Annotated in this window: 19 protein-coding genes and 4 pseudogenes; 13 read left to right on the top strand and 10 right to left on the bottom strand. The window is 42.3% G+C overall.

Features of this window, described 5'->3' with window-relative positions:
- Positions 1-55: 55 nt before the first annotated feature.
- From Q5H80_RS16145 to Q5H80_RS16160, 4 genes are all read left to right on the top strand, one after another.
- A complete protein-coding gene (locus Q5H80_RS16145; protein WP_009845655.1) occupies positions 56-409 on the top strand; it encodes a hypothetical protein in 354 nt (117 codons plus the stop codon).
- A gap of 104 nt (positions 410-513) precedes the next feature.
- Entirely contained in the window at positions 514-1185 is a 672-nt protein-coding gene (locus Q5H80_RS16150) for a DUF3313 domain-containing protein (RefSeq protein WP_304570437.1), read from the top strand.
- Between the two features lie 12 nt (positions 1186-1197).
- Positions 1198-1416: a DUF3820 family protein gene (locus Q5H80_RS16155; protein WP_009845653.1), complete on the top strand. Its 219-nt coding sequence runs from the start codon at positions 1198-1200 to the stop codon at positions 1414-1416.
- Between the two features lie 621 nt (positions 1417-2037).
- Positions 2038-2553: a hypothetical protein gene (locus tag Q5H80_RS16160; protein WP_304570438.1), complete on the top strand. Its 516-nt coding sequence runs from the start codon at positions 2038-2040 to the stop codon at positions 2551-2553.
- 297 nt (positions 2554-2850) lie between these two features.
- On the opposite strand, the pseudogene Q5H80_RS16165 reads toward Q5H80_RS16160, so the two are convergent.
- Both Q5H80_RS16165 and Q5H80_RS16170 read right to left on the bottom strand, forming a co-directional pair.
- Positions 2851-3090 (bottom strand): annotated as a pseudogene (locus tag Q5H80_RS16165) (IS110 family transposase); the annotation flags it as partial.
- Positions 3091-3850: 760 nt separating this feature from the next.
- A pseudogene (locus tag Q5H80_RS16170) lies at positions 3851-4150 on the bottom strand (transposase); the annotation flags it as partial.
- Positions 4151-4302: 152 nt separating this feature from the next.
- On the opposite strand from Q5H80_RS16170, the gene Q5H80_RS16175 reads away from it, so the two are divergent.
- Both Q5H80_RS16175 and Q5H80_RS16180 read left to right on the top strand, forming a co-directional pair.
- A complete protein-coding gene (locus Q5H80_RS16175) occupies positions 4303-4572 on the top strand; it encodes a DUF1778 domain-containing protein (protein ID WP_304570439.1) in 270 nt (89 codons plus the stop codon).
- Positions 4569-5099, top strand: a complete 531-nt coding sequence (locus tag Q5H80_RS16180; protein WP_304570440.1) for a GNAT family N-acetyltransferase — start codon at positions 4569-4571, stop codon at positions 5097-5099. Before Q5H80_RS16175 ends, Q5H80_RS16180 begins: the two co-directional genes overlap by 4 nt.
- Before the next feature lie 308 nt (positions 5100-5407).
- Here Q5H80_RS16180 and Q5H80_RS16185 read toward each other — a convergent pair.
- Both Q5H80_RS16185 and Q5H80_RS16190 read right to left on the bottom strand, forming a co-directional pair.
- Positions 5408-5710 (bottom strand): annotated as a pseudogene (locus Q5H80_RS16185) (transposase); the annotation flags it as partial.
- A pseudogene (locus tag Q5H80_RS16190) lies at positions 5708-5972 on the bottom strand (phage integrase N-terminal SAM-like domain-containing protein); the annotation flags it as partial. The pseudogenes Q5H80_RS16185 and Q5H80_RS16190, both read right to left, overlap by 3 nt.
- Positions 5973-6336: 364 nt before the next feature.
- Here Q5H80_RS16190 and Q5H80_RS16195 point away from each other — a divergent pair.
- The 4 genes from Q5H80_RS16195 (at position 6337) to aroG (ending at position 10175) form a co-directional block, all read left to right on the top strand.
- Positions 6337-6813 (top strand): hypothetical protein, encoded by a 477-nt coding sequence (locus tag Q5H80_RS16195; protein ID WP_304570441.1) that lies wholly within the window; start codon positions 6337-6339, stop codon positions 6811-6813.
- A 688-nt stretch (positions 6814-7501) separates the two neighbouring features.
- Positions 7502-7957: a YhfG family protein gene (locus Q5H80_RS16200; protein WP_304570443.1), complete on the top strand. Its 456-nt coding sequence runs from the start codon at positions 7502-7504 to the stop codon at positions 7955-7957.
- Positions 7950-8552, top strand: a complete 603-nt coding sequence (locus Q5H80_RS16205) for a putative adenosine monophosphate-protein transferase Fic (RefSeq protein ID WP_304570444.1) — start codon at positions 7950-7952, stop codon at positions 8550-8552. Before Q5H80_RS16200 ends, Q5H80_RS16205 begins: the two co-directional genes overlap by 8 nt.
- Positions 8553-9122: 570 nt before the next feature.
- A complete protein-coding gene (aroG, locus tag Q5H80_RS16210; protein ID WP_304570445.1) occupies positions 9123-10175 on the top strand; it encodes a 3-deoxy-7-phosphoheptulonate synthase AroG in 1053 nt (350 codons plus the stop codon).
- 125 nt (positions 10176-10300) lie between these two features.
- Here aroG and Q5H80_RS16215 read toward each other — a convergent pair whose 3' ends face one another.
- Positions 10301-11413 (bottom strand): mechanosensitive ion channel family protein, encoded by a 1113-nt coding sequence (locus Q5H80_RS16215; protein ID WP_304570446.1) that lies wholly within the window; start codon positions 11411-11413, stop codon positions 10301-10303.
- A gap of 184 nt (positions 11414-11597) precedes the next feature.
- Between Q5H80_RS16215 and Q5H80_RS16220 the strand changes: the two genes are divergently transcribed.
- Positions 11598-12254: a TrkA family potassium uptake protein gene (locus Q5H80_RS16220; protein WP_304570447.1), complete on the top strand. Its 657-nt coding sequence runs from the start codon at positions 11598-11600 to the stop codon at positions 12252-12254.
- 40 nt (positions 12255-12294) lie between these two features.
- Positions 12295-13662 (top strand): TrkH family potassium uptake protein, encoded by a 1368-nt coding sequence (locus Q5H80_RS16225; RefSeq protein ID WP_304570448.1) that lies wholly within the window; start codon positions 12295-12297, stop codon positions 13660-13662.
- A gap of 130 nt (positions 13663-13792) precedes the next feature.
- Here the strand turns inward: Q5H80_RS16225 and msrB are convergent, their stop codons facing one another.
- Positions 13793-14935, bottom strand: a complete 1143-nt coding sequence (gene msrB / locus Q5H80_RS16230; protein ID WP_304570449.1) for a peptide-methionine (R)-S-oxide reductase MsrB — start codon at positions 14933-14935, stop codon at positions 13793-13795.
- A gap of 197 nt (positions 14936-15132) precedes the next feature.
- Here msrB and Q5H80_RS16235 point away from each other — a divergent pair, with 197 nt between their 5' ends.
- Positions 15133-15531 carry an OsmC family protein gene (locus Q5H80_RS16235; RefSeq protein WP_304570450.1) on the top strand — a complete coding sequence of 133 codons (399 nt, stop codon included), beginning with the start codon at positions 15133-15135 and terminating at the stop codon, positions 15529-15531.
- A gap of 143 nt (positions 15532-15674) precedes the next feature.
- On the opposite strand, the gene Q5H80_RS16240 is transcribed toward Q5H80_RS16235, so the two are convergent.
- The 4 genes from Q5H80_RS16240 to phnW all read right to left on the bottom strand — a co-directional run bounded on the left by Q5H80_RS16240 (position 15675) and on the right by phnW (position 20581).
- On the bottom strand, positions 15675-16736 hold the full coding sequence (locus tag Q5H80_RS16240; RefSeq protein WP_304570451.1) for an OmpA family protein: 1062 nt from the start codon (positions 16734-16736) through the stop codon (positions 15675-15677).
- Positions 16737-17087: 351 nt separating this feature from the next.
- A complete protein-coding gene (phnX, locus tag Q5H80_RS16245; RefSeq protein ID WP_304570452.1) occupies positions 17088-17906 on the bottom strand; it encodes a phosphonoacetaldehyde hydrolase in 819 nt (272 codons plus the stop codon).
- 114 nt (positions 17907-18020) lie between these two features.
- On the bottom strand, positions 18021-19478 hold the full coding sequence (locus Q5H80_RS16250) for an aspartate aminotransferase family protein (protein WP_304570453.1): 1458 nt from the start codon (positions 19476-19478) through the stop codon (positions 18021-18023).
- Complete coding sequence (gene phnW / locus Q5H80_RS16255) at positions 19478-20581, bottom strand: 2-aminoethylphosphonate--pyruvate transaminase (RefSeq protein ID WP_304570454.1); 1104 nt, start codon at positions 20579-20581, stop codon at positions 19478-19480. Before phnW ends, Q5H80_RS16250 begins: the two co-directional genes overlap by 1 nt.
- Between the last annotated feature and the right edge of the window lie 200 nt (positions 20582-20781).

The raw sequence follows: 20781 nt of genomic DNA on the forward strand, positions 1-20781 counted from the left end.
TCATGTATGAAAAGCCGGACAATTGATTGGCATGAATTATATAAAGGAACCGGTAATGGAATTCACTGAGCAAGATAGAGATGCTTTGTACCAAACGTGGATGTCACAAAAATCTCGAATGCGAATTACGCAGATGGAGTTTTCAAAAAAACTAGGCATGAACCAGTTGGATTTTTCGCGAGTGCTAAGAGGGGAGAAAGCATTAACCATGTCTTTCGTTAGTCACTTCTGTCGTTTGCTTCATTTGGAGCCAAGGAATGTGCTCCCTTCACTTAAAGAAGACAATGAATCCGGGCCTAAAGTGGTTTATCTGAAAAGTAGAATGAGTGTTGATGGTGAGATCCAAAATGCTTATATCGAAGGTAATCAGGTGATCGTAGAGTATGCACATACCGTTCAGAACCATTGATTTTAGATCGAGCTCTGAGTTTTACCTCTTTTTCTACAACTCTTTCACTTAGGGTATGGCATACTCAGTTAATTCTTTGATTCCTTGATTTAGTTGAGTGCGTTATGAAACCTTTAAAAGTCCTTTTGCTTGTTGCAACCAGCATGTTTTTGTTTGGTTGTGCAGGCGGCCCAATTAAAACCGCTACTAAATTCACCAGTTATGAAGATTTTCGGCCTGGCCCTGATGGAGGCGTTGATTTAGTTTGGGCAAGGATAGGGCTGCGTGACGAACAACGTTTGAAATCCAAGTTAGACGCTTATGACTCTGTGGTGATCGACCAAATCTTTGTGTTAACAGAAGAAGGCACATTAGATCAGGAAGACATTCAGGAGCTCACAGATCATATGGTGAGTCGTTTGGAAGCGAAAATATCGCCTCATAAAATGATTGTCGATGAACCAACAGGGAACACGCTACGTTTGAGTATTGCCTTAAGTAATGTTGAAACGCCCAACCCGATCTTAGCCGTGACAAGCAGTGTGCTGCCGTTTGGCCTTGCGATGTCGACTATATCTAAGGTGACGACAGGCGAGCACACCAACGTTGGGAGCGCCAGTGTTGAGCTATTGGTCAGTGATGCGCAAGACGGCACACCGTTGTTTGCAGCCATCGACCGCGAAGCGGGTAACAAAGACTTTTCTACTATGATTGATTCGCTAGATGATGCCAAAGATGCGATCAACTATTGGGTTGAACGTTTAGGTGATACTCTACAGAACATCGACGACGTCTAGAAAGAGCTTGTAATGCTAGAGAAAGAAAACCTGATTAAGCTAGCCAGAATGCAAATGCCTTTTGGCAAATACGCTGGCCGCACCTTGATTGACCTGCCTGAAGAATACTTGCTGTGGTTCGATAAAAAGGGCTTCCCACAAGGTGAGTTGGGCGACTTAATGCAGTTATGTTTAGCTCTCAAGATTGAGGGCTTAGATTCTGTGGTGCAACCGCTTAAATATGACTATTAGCCCTAGTCGCATCTCACAGTCATAAATCAACATCCCATCCAAATAAGTGACGAGTTGTTGTGGTTTTCTGAGGAACACTCAATACAGAGGCAAGAACTGAATCTTGCCTTTCTAATTTAACCCACCAGAGTCGCTGTAACTTTAATATCGCCCCTTAACACCTTTCCTCAAAGCTCCCGAATTTATTATTACTTTTAGACATTCACATGTTCATTAATGACGAGTTCAGAATCGACTAGCTTTACCTTCCCCTCAGTGACCTGTACACACAGACAGTTTATTGTGTATTGAATCAATCATGGCCTAAAGAAGAGTAGTTTTTATTTTTGAATGAGCACGAATCTAACGAGGGTAATGATGTTAAGTTGTTGAATAGTAGTGCATTGGTGAGTGACTAAGAATGATAATGTGCCCTACATCGGCGGCAATGTGTGCTTGCACGTTTTCACACTGAATGTTGAGACCCGATTTTATATTAAATGCATAGCATTCAGTTGGTTATAAGCAACCTTTTTGATATATTAATCGGATGAATTCGTGCTCGCACGAATTAAAATGTTGAGTTGCGGTCGCAACTTGAATGATTGCTACTATAAATTATTGATGTAATGGGAAATGTTAATGAGTAAGGAAGAGTTTGAAATTCGAATTGAGTGCGGTGGTACTATTAGTCAGTATGGTAAAGTAGTAGTAGAAGATGTAAATCAAATAGAAGATACACTTCTTTACAAGAAAGTGTCAGAAGTTGCTAAATCATGTGCGCATGATGGTAAGTGCAAGATAAGTACCATATCTGTAAATGATTCAGATTATTATAAAGACATTAAAACACCTTGTGGTTCATCAATTTCTAATAAAGCCAGAAAAAAAAAGGAACAGAAACTAGCAAAGTTAACTTTTAATGGTTCACTTTTGTTTTCTGGCATATTTTTATTATTTACTCTATATGTGATGTCAATAAGTTTTGATGATTCAATTACTCTGATTATTGTATTAGTAGCTTACCTTTCTTTTTCTTTTAACATAATAGGTGACTACCCGGGAGCTATTATGGCTAATTTAAAAAAGATACTAGCTTTAGTTGCCTTACTTCTAACATTATATAAATTAGGCTTTTTACAATATATTGTTGGTTAGTAAAACAACCATACAATAAGGATTAAGGTGTTGCGCAGCTAACACTAAATCCCGAGTGTTGAACAAGCCCGAAGCCACTTTATTAAGTAAATTGTACGATTGAACTTGAAGGGCACATCGCTTTGAGGCTTTTCTCAAGGCGAGCGAGGTCAAGATAAGGTTGCGATAGCAATCTTATCAACCAGTTAGCTGTTTTTCGTTTCTTTCGTCGTCACATCTCCTTTGATTTCGTCAATGCTATTATCCTTATTATCGATGCCTTTCGGCTACGTGGCTCCGCTCACTTCTACTCATGTCAAAATCGACAACCATAAATTGGGCATCGTGACCGAGTTTATTGAGTGTTCTTGCCCAATAATGTGCACCACCACACGCTTCAACGCCTATACGCATGAGTGGCATATTTGCTATTGTAGTCAGTAGTTTAGTTCGGGTTACTGACTTATGAAGTATGACCTTACCGTTTTGGTCTACGGCATGAAGACTAAAGTGGTTTTTAGCTAGGTCGATACCGCAGAAATAAGAATAATTAGACATGGTGCCTCCGGTACAATTAAGTACCACATAAGTGTGGCAGATCCTCGGTAGGGGGAATCCATGTCATTCGTTATGTGTAAAAGAGGATTATTATGTACTACCTTCCCAAGTTGTTGGCTGAGAAGCTTGCTTACTTTAGCAAGTTCTCAATATTAGGTATCTGGGCTATTTCATTCGTTTCGATGATCTTGTTTGCACTTATTGCATCTGCGATAGCTTCATTGAACGAGCTATTGGTCGCTCCGGCATTTAGCATTTACTTGCTATTTGTCTTGGGAATCGTTTCGGCTAAGTTTTTTTCAAGAAAGAAAATTACCTTAACCGCTCCTGTCGCAGTAAGAATAGCTGCATCAGATGTAGGAGACTCAGCCGCTAAAATCGGAAAAACTCTTTCAGAAATAGTTTTCTTACTGTGCTTTTACTTTTTTCTATTCGGGTGCGTATTTTTTGCGTTATCACCTTTGTTTTTTTTGGCATACACATAACGAATAAGGACTAAGGTGTTGCGTAGCCAACACTAAATCCCGAGTGTTGAACAAGCCCGAAGCCACTTTATTAAGTAAATTGTACGATTGCATTTGAAGGGCGCACCGCTTTGAGGCTTTTCTCAAGGCGAGCGAGGCAAAGATAAGGTTGCGATAGTAACCTTGTCAACCAGTTAGCTGTTCTTCGTTTCTTTCGTCGTCACATCTCCTCTGTTTTCGTTGATGCCATTCTCCTTATTATCCAATGCCTTTCGGCTAGATGGGTCGGTTCACTCCAACGCACCACGATAGAGATAGCGCGACAAATAGTTGAGCGGCGACTGACCGTAAGCAACCTGCCTACAATCGACCACCCATTGTTTGGGAATGCCACTCGGCAGCCACAAGGTTGGGTGTTGATTAATCGTCTCTAGTATTCTTGCCCGACATACTTTGGCCAAAGCAAACGCGTTAAAAAGGTAATGCTTGTTGCCTTTGTGCCACATTTGTCTTGATGTGTCGTATTGGCCTGCCGCCACAATAATGTGCAGATGTGGGTGTAAGTTTCGTTGCCTACTGTGGGTATGAAGTGCGCTTGGTAAGTTTGTCGTGGCGCACCTTATGTTAGGCGCTATATTCACAAAGCTTAAAGCTTAAATCCGTATTAGATCCGTACAAGTTGTACTTTGGTTGTTTAAATCTTATACTCAATTTAGTTACGGAATTACTCCGTACGATTGGAGGTTCTATGGCTACTGCAAGACTTGATATTCGCTTGGATGAAGAAATCAAAGCTAAGGCTGAGAAAGCTTCAGCTTTACTTGGTTTAAAAAGCTTAACTGAATACGTTGTTCGTCTAATGGACGAAGATTCAACTAAGGTAATTTCTGAGCATGAAAGTATCACTGTTGAAGCAAATGTATTTGATCAATTCATGATTGCTTGTGACGAGGCTAAGGCTCCGAATAAAGCACTACTTGAAGCTGCTGCATTTACTAAAAGTGGTGAGTTTAAGTGAGTTATTCCAAGACTTTCAAAGAATTGGATAAATCACAACACGATAGAGAATCATTTGACTGCGGTGAAAAAGAGTTAAATGATTTTATCCAAACTTTAGCCGCTAAACATATGCGAGCAGGTATCTGCCGCACTATGGTTTTACCTGCTTCTGTGTCACTGCCAAATCAAAAATATCCAATTTGTTCATTTTATAGTATTGCGCCAAGTTCAATTAGCCGTGATACGTTGCCACAGGCGATGGCTAAAAAATTACCACGCTATCCAATTCCTGTTTTCCTTTTAGCTCAACTGGCAGTTCATAAAGAATTTCATGGAAGTGGGTTAGGTAAAGTTAGCTTAATCAAAGCTCTTGAATATCTTTGGGAAATTAACTCTCACATGAGAGCTTATGCCATTGTTGTTGATTGTTTAACTGAACAAGCTGAGTCATTTTACGCAAAATATGGTTTCGAGGTTCTTTGTGAAATCAATGGTCGTGTAAGAATGTTCATTCCGATGAAAACAGTCGGTCAATTATTCACTTAGACGTAAGAGTGAATATAATGAATAATGAATAATGAATAATGAATAATGAATAATGAATAAGGATTGAGGTATTGCGCAGCCAACACTAAATCCCGAGTGTTGAACAAGTCCGAAGCCACTTTATTAAGTAAATTGTACGATTGCATTTGAAGAGCGCACCGCTTTGAGGCTTTTCTCAAGGCGAGCGAGGTCAACGTAAGGTTCCGATCGCAACCTTATCAACCAGTTAGCTATTTTTCATTTCTTTCGTCGTCACATCTCCTCTGATTTCGTTGATGCCATTCTCCTTATTATCTAATGCCTTTCGGCTACGTGGGTCGGCTCACTCCAACGCACGCCATCTCATGCTCACAGCAAGGGCATATTCGTATTGCTTTGGTCCTTATCGGTGCCGTTAGCGGCGGCATAATATAGAGCAAGTTCAATAACAGCAGTTGAATGCGGGCCCTTAAGGCGTGAGCTTGACCACGTAAACCCTCGTAGTCTCGTACTCGCTGTAACCCCTTGGGTAGCACGTGCTGCAAAATGAGCAGCAAGAACTCGATAGTCGGTAAGGTGCGTGTTCGCCATGCATTGGTTTGGCTCTCTTTATAGCGGAACGTGACCGTATCCCACGGTTTATTGAGCGTGTAGCGATAGAAGAACTGTAAGCCATTACGATCGAGTTTAATGGTGCTTCACGAGTGAGGACGTAAAGAACTGTTTGAGGTCGGCAGTGGTTAATGTGTCAGGGACGCGATCGTAATGATCGGTGATCCGACGAACCGCACGGGAGTCAGCATCAATCGTCGCAGGGTGTTTACCTTGCAGCTTTAGGTTGGTAAGGTGTTGTTAATAAAGGGAGTTGTAGCGTTTTAAGTCATCGGGTTTCATGGGGGTTCTCCTGTAAATAGCCATCAAGATGATGGTGCTACAAGAGTATGGCTTGCACTCGTTTTACTCTGCCGCGCAGCCGCTTCGTTCAACAAGTTACTTAAACGGACAAAAAACAGTTGGCTTTTGCTCGCTCCTCGCTATTTTATACCAATCACAGTAAGTAAGTGTTCAAAAATAGCGTAGAAAAAAAGCTTGAGAACAAGGCAGGATTTTTCGATAAGTAGTTATTCTACAATCAAAAATTCTAACGAAGTTATCGAGGTTTTTAACAAGCTAGGGTGACCAGTTATTTACTACGATTGGTATTAGCCAACAATTTTATTGCCGCTTAGCAAAGGGTTATGAGTACACAGGAGTTTCAGTGGCTGTATATCTAGATTCAATAAAAATTTCACCTAGAAGAGATCTGTTAAAAGTTATAGATGAATATTCAATGTCATCAGATAGTGTCAGTCTAACTGATGATATTCGCTTCAAACTAGTAGGAATGTTGCCATTGGATTCAGTGCCTGAAGATAGTTTCGCTGAAAACGATATAGCTCTAGTTGTGCGTGTGCCATTTCATAGAAGAGGGACGTTATTGTTTGGCTTCGGAGCAATCTTAGGTTGGCGCCCTCTAGTGACAATAGAGTTTGATGTTATTTCTTTGGCTAGCGGTGAGACAATCGAAACATTGGGTTCAACAAACAAGCTTAGTTGGAGTGGTTATATTAAAGGTCTCCTACGTTTGAATTCAATCATTCACATTAAACCAGAATTTGGGTTTTCTGACCTTGAGCCACTTATAGAGGAGTGTGTATTGAACCTTTTGAAGGAAATTCGAACGAAGTACTCATAACAATAAGGACTAAGGTGTTGCGTAGCCACCACTAAACCCTGAGTGTTGAATAAGCCCGAAGCCATTTTATTAAGTAAATTATACGATTGCATTTGAAGGGCACATCGCTTTGAGGCTTTTCTCAAGGCGAGCGAGGTCAACGTAAGGTTCCGATCGCAATCTTATCAACCAGTTAGCTATTTTTCATTTCTTTCGTCGTCACATCTCCTCTGATTTCGTTGATGCCATTCTCTCTATTATCAATGCCTTTTGGCCAGGTGCCTCCGCTCACTTCTACGCATGTCAAAATCGACAACGATAAATTGGGCATCGTGACTTAGTTTATTGACTGTTGTTGCCCAATAATGTGCACCTAATATGCGCTTTAGTGTTTATTTGTTTGATTGATATATTTACTATTTTAGTCAGTAGGTTAGAGCCCGTTACCGACTTATTAATATGACCTTACTATTTTGCTCTACGGCATGAGGGCAAAATGGCTTTTAACTAAGTCGATACCGTACAATTAAGAATAATCAGACATGGTGCCTCCGGAGCAGTTAAGTATCACATAAGTGTGGCAGCTCCTCGAAAAGGGGAGCCATGTCTTTCTCTTACGGCTTCTTTATTAATTTAGCTTTCAAATATGGTAATCATTCTCTTTGAGTAGTAGACTAATATTATTTCCGCATAAATGTGCGAGGTAAGCATGAAGTACGAATTATTAGTTCTAGCTGCAATGACAAGATTGGAGTCTCCAAATACTCAAGCTATCGTTGCCGCAACTGGTATCTCTGAGCGAAAAGTACAATCTGTGGTTAATTCATTAGTTGAAAACCTAGGCTTAAATATTGAAAGAAAGCGTCAAGGTAGAACCTTTCGTTTTTCTATTAATAGTTGGGGTGTTTTTGAGTCGGGGAAAGTGATTCAATCTCAACTTAATAACATTGATTTAGTTATGCCAACTAATTCAATACTCTGCTCTTTCGAAGATAAACATGCCTATTTCGAACAAGTTAAAATGGATAACTTTAAAGAAAGTATGCGTTTAGAGGGGCATGATGTTGCCAGTGATTTCGACTTATCACTCGACAGAGAGCAACAACGTCAAATTTTGTTAAACAAATACTCAAACGTAAATTCGTTAGAGGTGCTCAATGACTGATAAATATGGCACAACACAAGATCCTTATACTTACGAAAATAGTTCGGTTCTTGTTAATAAGCTCAATATCAGCAATGAAGCTGTGTTGGAGGCTGCTGAACGTGATTTAACAACGTTAGCTGCAATGTATGTAGAGTTTCAATTGCCTCCTTACGATTTCAGTTATCTGCGTTCAATTCATCACACTTTGTTCTCCGATCTATTTGAATGGGCTGGTGAATTAAGAACGATTGATATTTCAAAGGGGAATACACGTTTTTGTAATGTAGTTAGGATTGAAAAAGAAGCAAATAATCTGTTTACCATGTTAGAAAAAGATAAGTATTTAGTTGATCTTCCATACGATGAATTTATTACTAAATTAGCTGAGTATTATTGCGATATTAACGTTCTACATCCATTTCGAGAAGGTAATGGTCGTGCTCAACGTTTGTTGTTTGAACATATTGCAATCAACTGTGGTTACAATATTAATTTTTCTGGTATTACTTCTGAGCAGTGGGTAGCCGCAAATATCCACGGCTATCATTGTAACTACGTACCAATGAAAGAGCTGTTTTCTGTTTGTGTAATTAAAGTTGAAAAGCACAGTTAACGATTAAAGATAAAGGTGTTGCGCAGCCAACATTAAATCCGGAGTGTTGAAAGCCCTAAGCCATTTTCCGCTTCTTTCGTCGTCACATCTCCTCTTGTTTCGCCTGTACAATTCTCCATATACCGTTCCTGCGCAGAAATTGCCAAATTTGATCGGTTCTATTTATCGATGAGCAACATCCCAACCAAAGTTATGGTGCTGGTTCCCACTTTTTCTCTATACGACGAAAAGTCTTTAGCTCTCTATTTTTTGTGTATGCGTTTGTAAAGACTGTACGTGTGGTAAAGAGCTTTTATCTATCGTTGCGTGAGACATACTTTAGCCAGGATAGTTTGAAGAGCTGTGTTCTTGATGTGTCTGATAACTGCGCAATCGATAGCGTGTAAATAATGCTATACGGGGTGTTTTAAATATAAAACACAAAATAAATTGCGTTTTTTTTTAATTAGTGATTGAAACTGTGGTTTTTACTAGTTAAGTTACAGGGAACAAGAAGATAAATGCTGATGGAAAGTGACGTGAGATAACGTGCATTCAGCCTCAAGGATAGAAAATAGGAAGAAGTAAGCAATGTTCCAGACTGATGATGTAAGAATTAACAAAGTAAAAGAGTTATTACCACCTGTTGCTGTTTTAGAAAAGTTTCCTGCGACAGAAATTGCTTCTTCTACAACCTTTGAAAGCCGCAAAGCGATCCACAATATTTTAGAAGATAGCGATGATCGCTTACTTGTTATTGTTGGCCCATGTTCTATTCATGATACAGAAGCTGCGCTTGAGTACGGTAAACGTTTGAAAGTGCTACGCGACGAACTAGGCGATAACCTTGAAATCGTAATGCGTGTTTACTTTGAAAAACCACGTACCACCGTTGGTTGGAAAGGTTTAATTAACGACCCGTACATGAACGACACGTTCAAACTAAATGACGGTCTTCGTCTAGGACGTAAGTTACTACTTGACCTAACTGATATGGGAATGCCTACGGCGAGTGAATTCTTAGATATGATCACGCCGCAATACGTTGCAGATCTAATCAGCTGGGGCGCAATTGGCGCACGTACTACAGAATCTCAAGTTCACCGTGAACTGGCTTCAGGCCTATCTTGCCCAGTTGGCTTCAAGAATGGTACGGATGGCAACATCAAGATCGCAACAGATGCAATTCGCTCTGCAAGCGCTTCTCACCACTTCTTGTCGGTAACTAAATACGGCCACTCAGCGATCGTTGAAACCGCAGGCAACCCTGATTGTCATATCATCCTACGCGGTGGTAAAGAGCCAAACTATAGCGCAGAGCACGTTGGCAAGATTAAAGAAGAGCTAGAAGCTTCAGGTCTTCCACAGAAGGTGATGATTGATTTCAGCCACGCGAACAGTTCAAAGCAGTTCAAACGCCAAATGAACGTTTCTGATGACGTAAGTGAACAGATCTCTGGTGGTGATAAAGCAATCTTTGGTGTGATGATTGAATCTCACCTAGTTGAAGGTCGCCAAGACTTAGTTGACGGTAAAGCGGCGACATACGGTCAATCTGTTACTGACGCATGTATTGGTTGGGAAGATACTGAAACAGTACTTCGTCAACTTGCAGGTGCTGTTGAAGCACGTCGTAACAAATAGACTGATTATTACACATTACAGTCGGCGATTAAGCTGCTGAAAATTCAAAGCCCTTACTTAGCAATCGCGAGTAAGGGCTTTTTTGTGGATCTTAACTACTAGATAGAAGTCATTGGTATTACTTCTTAATGACCTTCTGGGTTGGAAATGACCATACCTTGAGCTTCGCCAAAATCTTGAGGATCGATCTTGAGTGTTTGTGTTGGGAAGGCGATATCAGCATTGTGTTTATGGATAATCGCCAACACCTGCAGCAGGACATCTTGCTTAACTTCGTGGTATCTTACCCAGTTGACCGTTTTGGTGAAGGTGTAGATAAAGAAATTAAGGGTTGATGGACCAAACTTATCAAAGTTCACGATCAGCGTTTGCTTTGCATCAATGTCAGGGTGTGTTTCGAGCATGGATCTAACTTCATCAACAATTAGAGCTAGCTTGTCTGCATCTTGATAACGAAGCCCGAAGGTTTCATTGATTCTGCGGTTCAACATTCTTGATGGGTTCTCCACCACAATGTTACTGAATACCGAATTTGGCACGTATAAAGGTCGCTTATCAAAGGTGCGAATGATGGTCATGCGCCAACCAATACGCTCGACGGTACCTTCGATCTGACGATCAGGAGATCGTATCCAATCACCGACTTTAAAAGGGCGATCGAAGTAAATCATCATGCCGCCAAAGAAATTCGACAGTAGATCTTTTGCTGCCAAACCGACGATTAAGCCACCCACACCACCAAAGGTGAGTAAGCCAGATAGGCTCAGACCAAATGCCTGCATGATGGTCAGGCCGCCCATCACCATAAAGAACAAGCGAGCGACTTTCGCGATAGCTTGCACTGTGGTTTCGTCTCTGGTTTTTTGTTCTAAGACGTACGCTTCAGTGTTGGTGATCATTCGTAAGGTAAACCAAACGAAGGTACAGATAATCAATATGTGCTTAAGCGTCTTTAACCAATTGATTTCATTGCCAAACTGGTTTTGAAGGATTAACCCCACAGAGACGGTAGCAGGCCAACACCAAAGTAACGTACTGACAGGTGTTTTTAGCGCTTCTAGCAGTAGGTCATCCCAGTGGAATGGGGTTTTCTGAACCAGAATTTCTAAGCGATTATGGATAATTCGCCAAGCGACCCAAGCGAGAAAGCTCGCAATAGTGATGAATAGGACGCTGTTTGCCCAATCACTATGGCTCTGGTTAATGTAGGTTTGTACTTGGGTTATGAATTCATTCATTGTGTGTACTGCCGCAGAAATAGTGGGTTAGAAATTAGCAGAAATCACTTTTGTTCTCTACCTTTATAAATCAAGCGATTAGCTGACAATTGTATCTATATATGGATATATAGTCGTTTTTTTGTATGAAGACAATTTCATTATTTGTTTTCGATGTTACGTAGCTTTGTAAGTGGAGTAATAAATGAGTGACAAACAATATGCAGTTATTGGCTTGGGACGTTTTGGTCTCTCTGTCTGTAAAGAGCTACAAAGTTCAGGCTCACAGGTACTCGCCGTAGATATTGATGAAGAGCGAGTGAAAGATGCGGCGGCTTTTGTTTCTCAAGCGATTGTTGCGAACTGTACAAGCGAAGAGACAGTTAAAGAGTTAAGGCTCGATGAATATGACATGGTGATGGTGTCGATTGGATCTGACGTTAATTCCAGTATTCTCACAACGTTGGTCGTTAAAGAGTCAGGCGCAAAAGCAGTCTGGGTGAAGGCGAACGATAAGTTCCACGGCAAGATCCTAGCTAAGATTGGCGCTGATCATATCATTATGCCCGAACGAGATATGGGGATTCGTGTCGCGCGTAAAATGTTGGATAGACGCGTTCTTGAGTTTATTGATCTTGGCAGTGGCTTAGCGATGACGGAAATCGTTATTGGATCTAAGTTCTTGGGTAAGCAACTTCGCGATCTTAAGCTGTGCAAAGAGGTTGGTGTGGAGGTACTTGGCTTCAAGCGTGGCCCGAACTTAACGAAAGCACCAGAACTGGATGTGAGTTTAGAAATTGGGGATGTGGTGATCATTGCTGGGCCGAAAGATACCTTAGCTAAAAAGCTGCGCAATTGGTAATAGGCAAATAGTAACTGGCAATCGGTAATAAGGTAACAGTATGAATTCGTTAAAACGAAAAGGTACTTTCTACACCCTTAAGATTGATAAGAAACCACGCAAAGGCTCTGAACCCAAGATTATTCTGACCAGTTTCTTAGGTGTTCTTATCCCCTCAGCAATCTTGCTGACGCTGCCTGTGTTCTCTGTGACAGGTCTAAGCTTTACGGATGCACTGTTTACTGCCACGTCGGCGATCAGTGTGACCGGTTTGGGTGTTGTCGATACGGGCGATCATTTCACTCTGGCGGGTAAAATCTTATTGATGTTCTTGATGCAAGTGGGTGGGTTAGGGCAGATGACCCTGTCTGCGGTACTACTCTATATGTTTGGCGTGAGATTAAGCCTCAAGCAACAAGCATTGGCGAAGGAAGCGCTGGGTCAAGATCGTAAGATTAATCTCCGTAAATTGGTAAAGAAGATCATCATCTTTGCATTAGTGGCTGAATTTATCGGTTTTGTATTGCTCTGTTTCCGCTGGGTGCCTGAGATGGGATGGTCAATGGGGAGCTTTTATGCGTTATTTCACGCGATATCAGCATTCAATAACGCAGGCTTTGCGCTGTTTTCAGACAGTATGATGAGTTTTGTTGACGATCCACTGGTGATCTTTACCTTAGCTGGCTTGTTTATTTTCGGCGGGCTAGGCTTCACAGTCGTCGGCGACTTATCGAGTAACTGGCGTAAAGGTTTCAGACATCTACATTTACATACCAAGATAATGCTAACTGCAACCCCTGCCTTGTTGTTGGTTGGTACGGTATTGTTTTGGTTGTTGGAGAAAAACAACTCCGCGACCATGGAAGGCCTTTCTATCCAAGGTCAGTGGTTAGCGGCATTTTTCCAATCGGCGAGTGCTCGTACCGCTGGTTTCAACAGTGTCGATTTGTCTCAATATACACAACCGGCATTATTGGTGATGATAGTACTGATGTTGATTGGTGCTGGTTCGACTTCCACTGGCGGTGGTATTAAGGTCTCGACTTTCGCGGTTGCATTTGTTGCAACTTGGACATTCTTGCGGCAGAAAAAGCACGTAGTGATGTTTAAACGCACCGTAACTTGGCAAGCAGTAACAAAGTCATTGGCTATTATTGTGGTCAGTGGCGCGCTATTAACTACCGCGATGTTTTTGTTAATGCTTACTGAAAAGGCTGCGTTTGATCGAGTCATGTTTGAGGTGATCTCAGCCTTTGCAACGGTTGGCTTAACAGCTGGTTTAACTGCAAACCTGACTGAGCCCGGTAAATACATCATGATTGTCGTTATGGTCATCGGGCGTATTGGTCCTTTGACTTTGGCGTACATGCTGGCTCGTCCAGAACCTTCCTTGTTGAAATACCCTGAAGATACAGTGTTGACGGGCTAATAATGTTAACGGGGTAATAATGCTAACAGGCTAGGATTTATAGTTCTTGTTAGTGTGTTAGAAAAACAAAGCCAGCGTTATGCTGGCTTTGTTGGTATAGGTGTAGCACTAATTTCTTAGTACTTAAGCTTTAGCCTTCGAACATTTCCATATATTCTTCGTAGCCTTCTTCAGCCAATTTATCTGCTGGGATAAAACGCATAGCGGCTGAGTTCATGCAGTAGCGTAAACCTGTTGGCTTTGGACCATCTTTAAAAACATGTCCTAGGTGAGAGTCGCCAAACTTACTGCGAACCTCTGTTCTCGGGTAAAGCAGTTTGTAGTCAGTGGTGGTTACCACATAAGCTTCGCTGATTGGTTGAGTAAAGCTCGGCCAACCTGTACCTGATTTGTATTTGTCTTTTGAAGAGAACAAAGGCTCACCCGTTACGATATCAACGTAAATGCCTTCCTGCTTGTTGTCCCAGTACTTGTTGTCAAACGGGCGCTCTGTTGCGTCGTCTTGTGTGACATCGTATTGCAGTGAAGTTAGAGATGCTTTGATCTCGGCATCAGACGGTTTCACGTAGGTTTTAGCGTTGGCTGTCGCATTCTTACTGTCGATGATTTTTCGGATCGTTTTCGGGTTTTCTTTTCTATCATCACCGAAGATTTTATCTAGGTATTGATCACGACCTGAAGCGTAGCGGTAGTAGTTATAACGAACCTTGCTCTTCTTGTAATAATCTTGATGGTATTCTTCTGCTGGCCAGAATTTTTCAAACTTAATCAGCTCTGTTTTTAGTGGCTTACCAAAGACCTGAGCTTTGTCTATTTCCATCATGAAGTTCTGAGCAACGTCTTTTTGCTCTTGGTTATGATAGAAAATAGCAGGTCGATATTGAGGACCTCTATCTACGAATGAGCCTTTATCATCGGTTGGGTCGATGTGTCTGAAGAACTGATCAAGAACCTGTTCATAGCTAACGATATCTGGGTTATAAGTGACGTTGATCACTTCGATGTGTCCAGACTTACCCGAGGAAACTTGTTTGTAGGTTGGATTTTCTAATTCACCACCGGAATAACCAGAGATAACGTCGGTGACGCCGGTCAGTTTTTCTAGGTCGGATTCGGTACACCAAAAACAACCACCAGCCAGTGTCGCGATTTCACTTTTACCTGAATCCATCGCTTTATCCATTGTATTGGCAGTGCCAGTCTGGCTTACAAATAGCGAAGTCAGTGGTAGTGCAACCACGAGTGATACCAATATTTTAGATAATTTATTCATAGATACCTCATCTTGACGTTTTTCTCATTCGATTTTGAATGTACGAATAGAGACAGGGTTTAGATGGAAAAAATTACACTATTCATGAAAAAAATATCTCAAACAGAAAATCTTGCTCATAAATGCTGCCAGTAGTAGGGTGTCCATTATTGATATAATAGATAATGATGGCGGTTTCCGTACATCTAAGGAACAGCATGCAAGCAGAAGTTAAATGGGTCGAAGGCTTTAAATTCCTAGGTCAATCTCAATCAGGTCACTCTGTCGTTATGGATGGTAGTGGCGGTGCTACCGCGCCAAGCCCTATGGAAATGGTGTTAATGGCTGCTGGTGGTTGTAGCTCTGTTGATGTGGTTGATGGCTTGAAATCTGCAGGTCAGAACATCACCGGCTGCAATGCAAAACTTGAAACGACACGTCGTGACGCGGCACCAAAAATTTTCACTGTAATTAATATTCATTTTGAAGTATCTGGTGATGATCTTGACCCCGAGCTTGTAGCTAAGGTCTGTGCGGATTCATTAGAAAAGTACTGTTCAGTATGTTTAATGCTGGGTGCTGGCGTAGAGATGACCCACAGTTGGGAAATCGTCTAGTCTCTGATTGTACAGTTTGGCGGTAGACTGACTTTTACGGCTTCTACTTATAGCTGACGGCATATGGGGAGAGCCAGATAAAGAAAAGGGCGGAGCACTTTCAAGTGCTCCGCCCTTATTATTTAGGCCAAGGTAGAATGCTATTATTCAGCCGTTTCTACGATAACTTCTTCCATTTGCGCTTTTTCTTGGTATTCGAAGCTTGGGATCGTTGCGTCAACACGACGGTTTTGCGCACGACCTTCAGCTGTAGCGTTTGATGCTACAGGGTTTTCTTCCCCTTCACCTGAAGCTGTAATGCGGTCCGCTTCAATGCCTTGCTCTTCAATGTATGCGGCTACAGCAGCAGCACGCTTCTTAGAGATCATCATGTTGTACTCTGCCGCACCTGTTGAATCCGTGTGACCAACAACATTAACTGATGATTGAGGGTGAGCTTGCAGAACTTCAACTAATGGCATTAATGCAGTTTTGCCTTCTGAAGATAATTCAGTGCTGTTTGTCTCAAACATACCTTGAGAGAAGCTTTCAGTTTTCGCTTTAGTAACCACAACTTCTTCTTCAACAACAACGACTTCTGGTTCGGCAATTGGCTCTGCAGGAGCCTGTGTAACAACGACTGCAGAAGCGGCGGCTGCTGAAGCCGTTGTGTTACCTGTACCAAAGTTGTAGCTAAGGCCAACGGTAACAAGGTTAGAGTTTAAGTCTTGAACATAGTTGTCATCGAAATCATCGAAGTATTGGTATTCAACACGCAGTGCCCAGTCTTCTGCGAATTGCTTTTCAGCACCGATACCAAGAGACAATACTACGTCATCTTCGTCATCGTGCATGATGTAAGCAGGGCCAGCTTTGAAGAAGATATCAAATTTTTGTTGGATAGCGAGTCGATACATAGGGCTCAGAGAGATAGCGACGATTGAATCACTATATTGCTTCAAAGTTCCTGTGCTATTAAAGCTTGTATCGTAGTCTCCTAGGTAGTCTGCACTCAGTTCAAGAGCAAACTTGTCAGAAAAGTTGTAGCCACCGTAAAGGCCACCCGCTACAGAATCATCTTCGCATTTAACGCCATCGACACAGGCACTATCTAGCCAACCCATGCCCACTTTTGCACCAACATAAGTGGTTGCAGCAATAGAAGGAGCTGCCGCTAAGCCCGAAGCTGCGACGACAGCACACATGATTTTAGAAAGTTTTTTCATAATCTTATCCTTGGATCAATTTTTATTGTTATCTGAACTGGCCTGGAAAGCGATAACTTACTGGCTAAGACACTGCGACCGTAAGTAAATCAAGGCGTTGATTCAGGTAGAACTTTTAAGGAACTACTAATATATTGTTAGTCTGATTGCGTATGATAGTCAATCGGATTGTTGGTATTCATAGTTTTCAAGGCGCTATTTATAGCTTTTTTGTTGATCAATTGTTGTCTTAAATGTTGGAAACGATGAAACCTCATATCATTTTAAGGTGATATGAGGTTTCATCTTTTTGTGTGCACGGATTATTTAGCTACATAGCCTGAGTTGTAGGATGGAGCGGGGGTGTCGCTGTTATGGGCGCTCACCGGCTAACAAACGTTTTTCAATGTCTGCAATGACACCCGGCAAATCTGCAATCGTATCGATTAGGTAGTGTGGTTTTGATTTGTTGAGCTTAACAGATGCTTTTTCGCGGGCAGCTTCGAGTGTTGCTTCATCCGCATCTAAGTATTCTTGGTAGGTTAAGCCGGCTTCGTTCCCTGATAATACAAGGCCTACCGTCCACATACCCGCATTGTGGCCCTCATCGATTCCCGGTGCTGCGTCGTCTACTTTTACACACGCAGCAACGCTAGTCACACCTAGGTCGATTACGTTTTTAAGTGCCATAAATGGAGCAGGGCGGCCACCTTGAGGTAAGTCGTCAGTTGCAACTACGTTGTCAGGAAGATAACCGTAATCTGCTGCAGCTGGAATTAGCACATCCATCACTTCACGTGGGTAACCAGAACAAGAGCCGATTTTTATGTTCTTTTCTTTTAGGTCATTTACCACTTCAATGGCGTTTAAAATTGGTGCTGCGTGGTCGGCTACTTTCGCTTTCTGAAGAGGCATGAATGCCGCGTAGATCGCATCAACGTCGTCACTTGTCATCGAGCGTCCGAATTGGGCATTCCAACGAGCGTCAACAGCAGGGATTCGACCCACGGCTTGAATGTGATCCCATTTGCCGATCCCCATAGGTTCACGAGCTTCTGCTAAGTCGATGTCAAAGTCGAAACCTTGTCTGAATGCTTCAACGAAAATACTCGTTGGAGCAAACGATCCAAAATCAACGATAGTGCCAGCCCAGTCAAAGATAACCGCTTGGATAGGTGATGTTGTGTTCATAATAGTGTCCTATTTCTGTGTCACTACCAGTTCAAAAGTACTGGGGGACGAATGATTGCTTTAGGTTATTGGTTGATTGAAATTATTTCTTCAAGACATGTTTTAAAAGGTGGTTTAAAGGTACTCAAAGTCTTTGCAGACTTTTGCTATTGCGTTTTCGAAGACAGACAGAGCGACTGCTAGTTCGCTGCGGCTGATGATCAATGGTGGGCTCAATTGAATCACGTTACCTTGTGACACCTTAAAGCTCAGACCATCGTTCAGACATTGGTAAAGTACTGCTTCTGCTTCATCGAACGCTCGGGTTTTGGTGATATGGTCGGTGACCAACTCCACGCCCCAAAGCAGGCCGATGCCGCGAACGTCACCAATAACTGGGTATTTCTCTTTCATTTGAAGCAATTGTTCGCGCACGAATGCGCTGTCTGCTTGCACTTTTTCAAGTAGGTTTTCTTGCTCAATCACTTCCATGGTGGCAAGTGCTGCCGCGCAACCAATAGGGCTCTTCTCATGGGTGTAATGACCCAGTGAAATTTGCGCTGCTGTGTTGTATTTGTCTTTGGTGACCATCGCCGCAATTGGAACTAAGCCGCCGCCAAAACCTTTACCGATACATAGGATGTCAGGTTCGATATCAAATGCTTGGTGAGTAAACCATTCGCCGCTACGACCCATACCGTTTGGAATATCATCAATGATCAACATGACGTTGTGCTTATCACAGATCTCACGGATGCGTTTCCAATAAGCCTTACTTGGCACTTGAACGTCCGTATTACGAACCGCTTCGGCAATGAAGGCACCGATGCCACCTTCTTTTTCAATGACGTACTCAAGGTAATCGGCATAGTGCACATCACATGCAGTTTCATGGTCATCGCTTGCGCTATTCCCACTTAACGGAAAACTATCACGAAGCGAAAAAGAGTCACGAAGCGGAAAAGCACCACGATAAGAAACCGCTGGTGGAATACGCTCTACGCCTGCCAGTAAAGGCCCCATGCCTTCACGAAAACAAGCTTCACCGCCGACAGAGATTGCATCCAGTGACGCGCCGTGGAATGAATCCCATAGCGATACTACTTTGAAGTTGTTGGTGACATGTCGAGCCAACTTGAGTGCCATACCAATCACAGAGGTGCCACCGGGAGCAAACAACACGCGATTCAAATCACCACCGCAGATCTGTGTCAGCTTTTCAGCGCACTGAATGGCTGTTTCATTGGTAAAGCGACGCGGTGAAAACGGCAATGACGCCATTTGTTGAGTCACTTTATTAATGATGTGTGGGTAGCCATAACCTAACTGATGAACATTGTTGCCGTGAAAGTCCATGTACTTCTTGCCAGTCGCATCTTGAATGTAGATGCCTTCTGCCGCTTTAAGTGTGTCTAGGCAAGGTGTTGACATTGCTTGATGAAGAAATACGTCAGAGTCACGTTTTAACATCGCTTGAGTCGCATCATCGTTTAGCGACTCGTTCCATTTCTCACGAGCTGGTGTGGTGTTCACATCGCCTTCGCTTCGAAAGTGTGTCGCCTTTAGAATTGGCTCTTGATTGGTCGTCGTCATTATTTAATGTCCCAGTACATTGCGTTTTTCACTGCGCCAATGAGGGCTTCAATGTCGGAAGGGTAAACTTCACCAATGTTACCGATTCGAAAGCAGTCTGCGTTTGAAACCTTGCCCGGATAAATCACAAACCCTTGTTCTTTCAAACGGTCATAGAATTCCTTGAATTGGTAATCACTATGAGTTGGAGAATAGAAAGAGGTGATGATAGGTGAATGAAGATCATCATTAAGCAGTGGTTCAAAGCCAAGAGAGCGCATACCTGTAACCAATGTGGTTTGGTTGGTTTGGTAGCGATTGTGACGAGCTTCGATACCACCTTCTTCCTCCAATTCAAGTAGAGCTTGGTAGAAAGCGCGCACCGTATGAGTCGGAGACGTGAAACGCCATTTACCATGGTTGCTTTCCATGCAGTGCCATTGGTCAAACAGGTCAAGGCTTAATGAGCGAGCTTGGCCTTTGCACTTCTCTAGCTCTGACTGCTTAGCAATAACAAAGCCGAACCCCGGTACACCTTGAATGCATTTGTTGGCTGAGCTGATCATGTAATCGATACCTAATTCAGCAATATCCATAGGGATACCACCAAAGCTCGACATCGCATCAAGAATGACGGTTTTGTTATGCTGCTTTGCCAATTTGGCGATGTCTTCAATCGGATTCAACATACCGGTGGTGGTTTCACAATGCACAATTGCAACATGAGTAATGTCTGAATCCATGGCCAATGTCGTTTCCATTTCGTTCAAGTCAGGCTGTGATGTTTCACCTGGGGAAACGACATGGCATGGAATGTTTAAATATTCTGCGATTTGAGCAATACGAGCACCATACGCACCGTTATCAACAACAAGAAGCTTGCCGCTTTTAGAGATAACGCTACCGATTGTTGCCTCAACGGAAGCGGTGCCGCTACCTTGCATTAATACGCTCGTATAACCCGTCTGCTCAGTCGCCAAAGTCACTAGCTTGCTACGAATCACTTCTACAACGTCTTTGTTGTATTCATCATCCCATGTACACCAGTCTTTTAGCATCGCTTGGCGAACGGTTTCGGAAGTAGATAGAGGACCCGGTGTCAGTAGTAAGTATTCGTTTCTCATGCTCAATTCTCGTGATTTCTTGTTTTGGACTATACCAATATTCACGGTTACTTTAACAACCAATTTAAACGGTCGTAAATAGCCCAAACATCATTTTCATAAAAGCTTCATATTCAAATGCGTCGCTTGTCTTGAGAAAGTTTTCGATCTTGAAACTGCCATTTTTTGTTCATTTAACCGTCACAAAAGTCGATTAGGTT

It is taken from the genome of Vibrio sp. SNU_ST1, from assembly GCF_030563405.1.
Classification (GTDB): domain Bacteria; phylum Pseudomonadota; class Gammaproteobacteria; order Enterobacterales; family Vibrionaceae; genus Vibrio.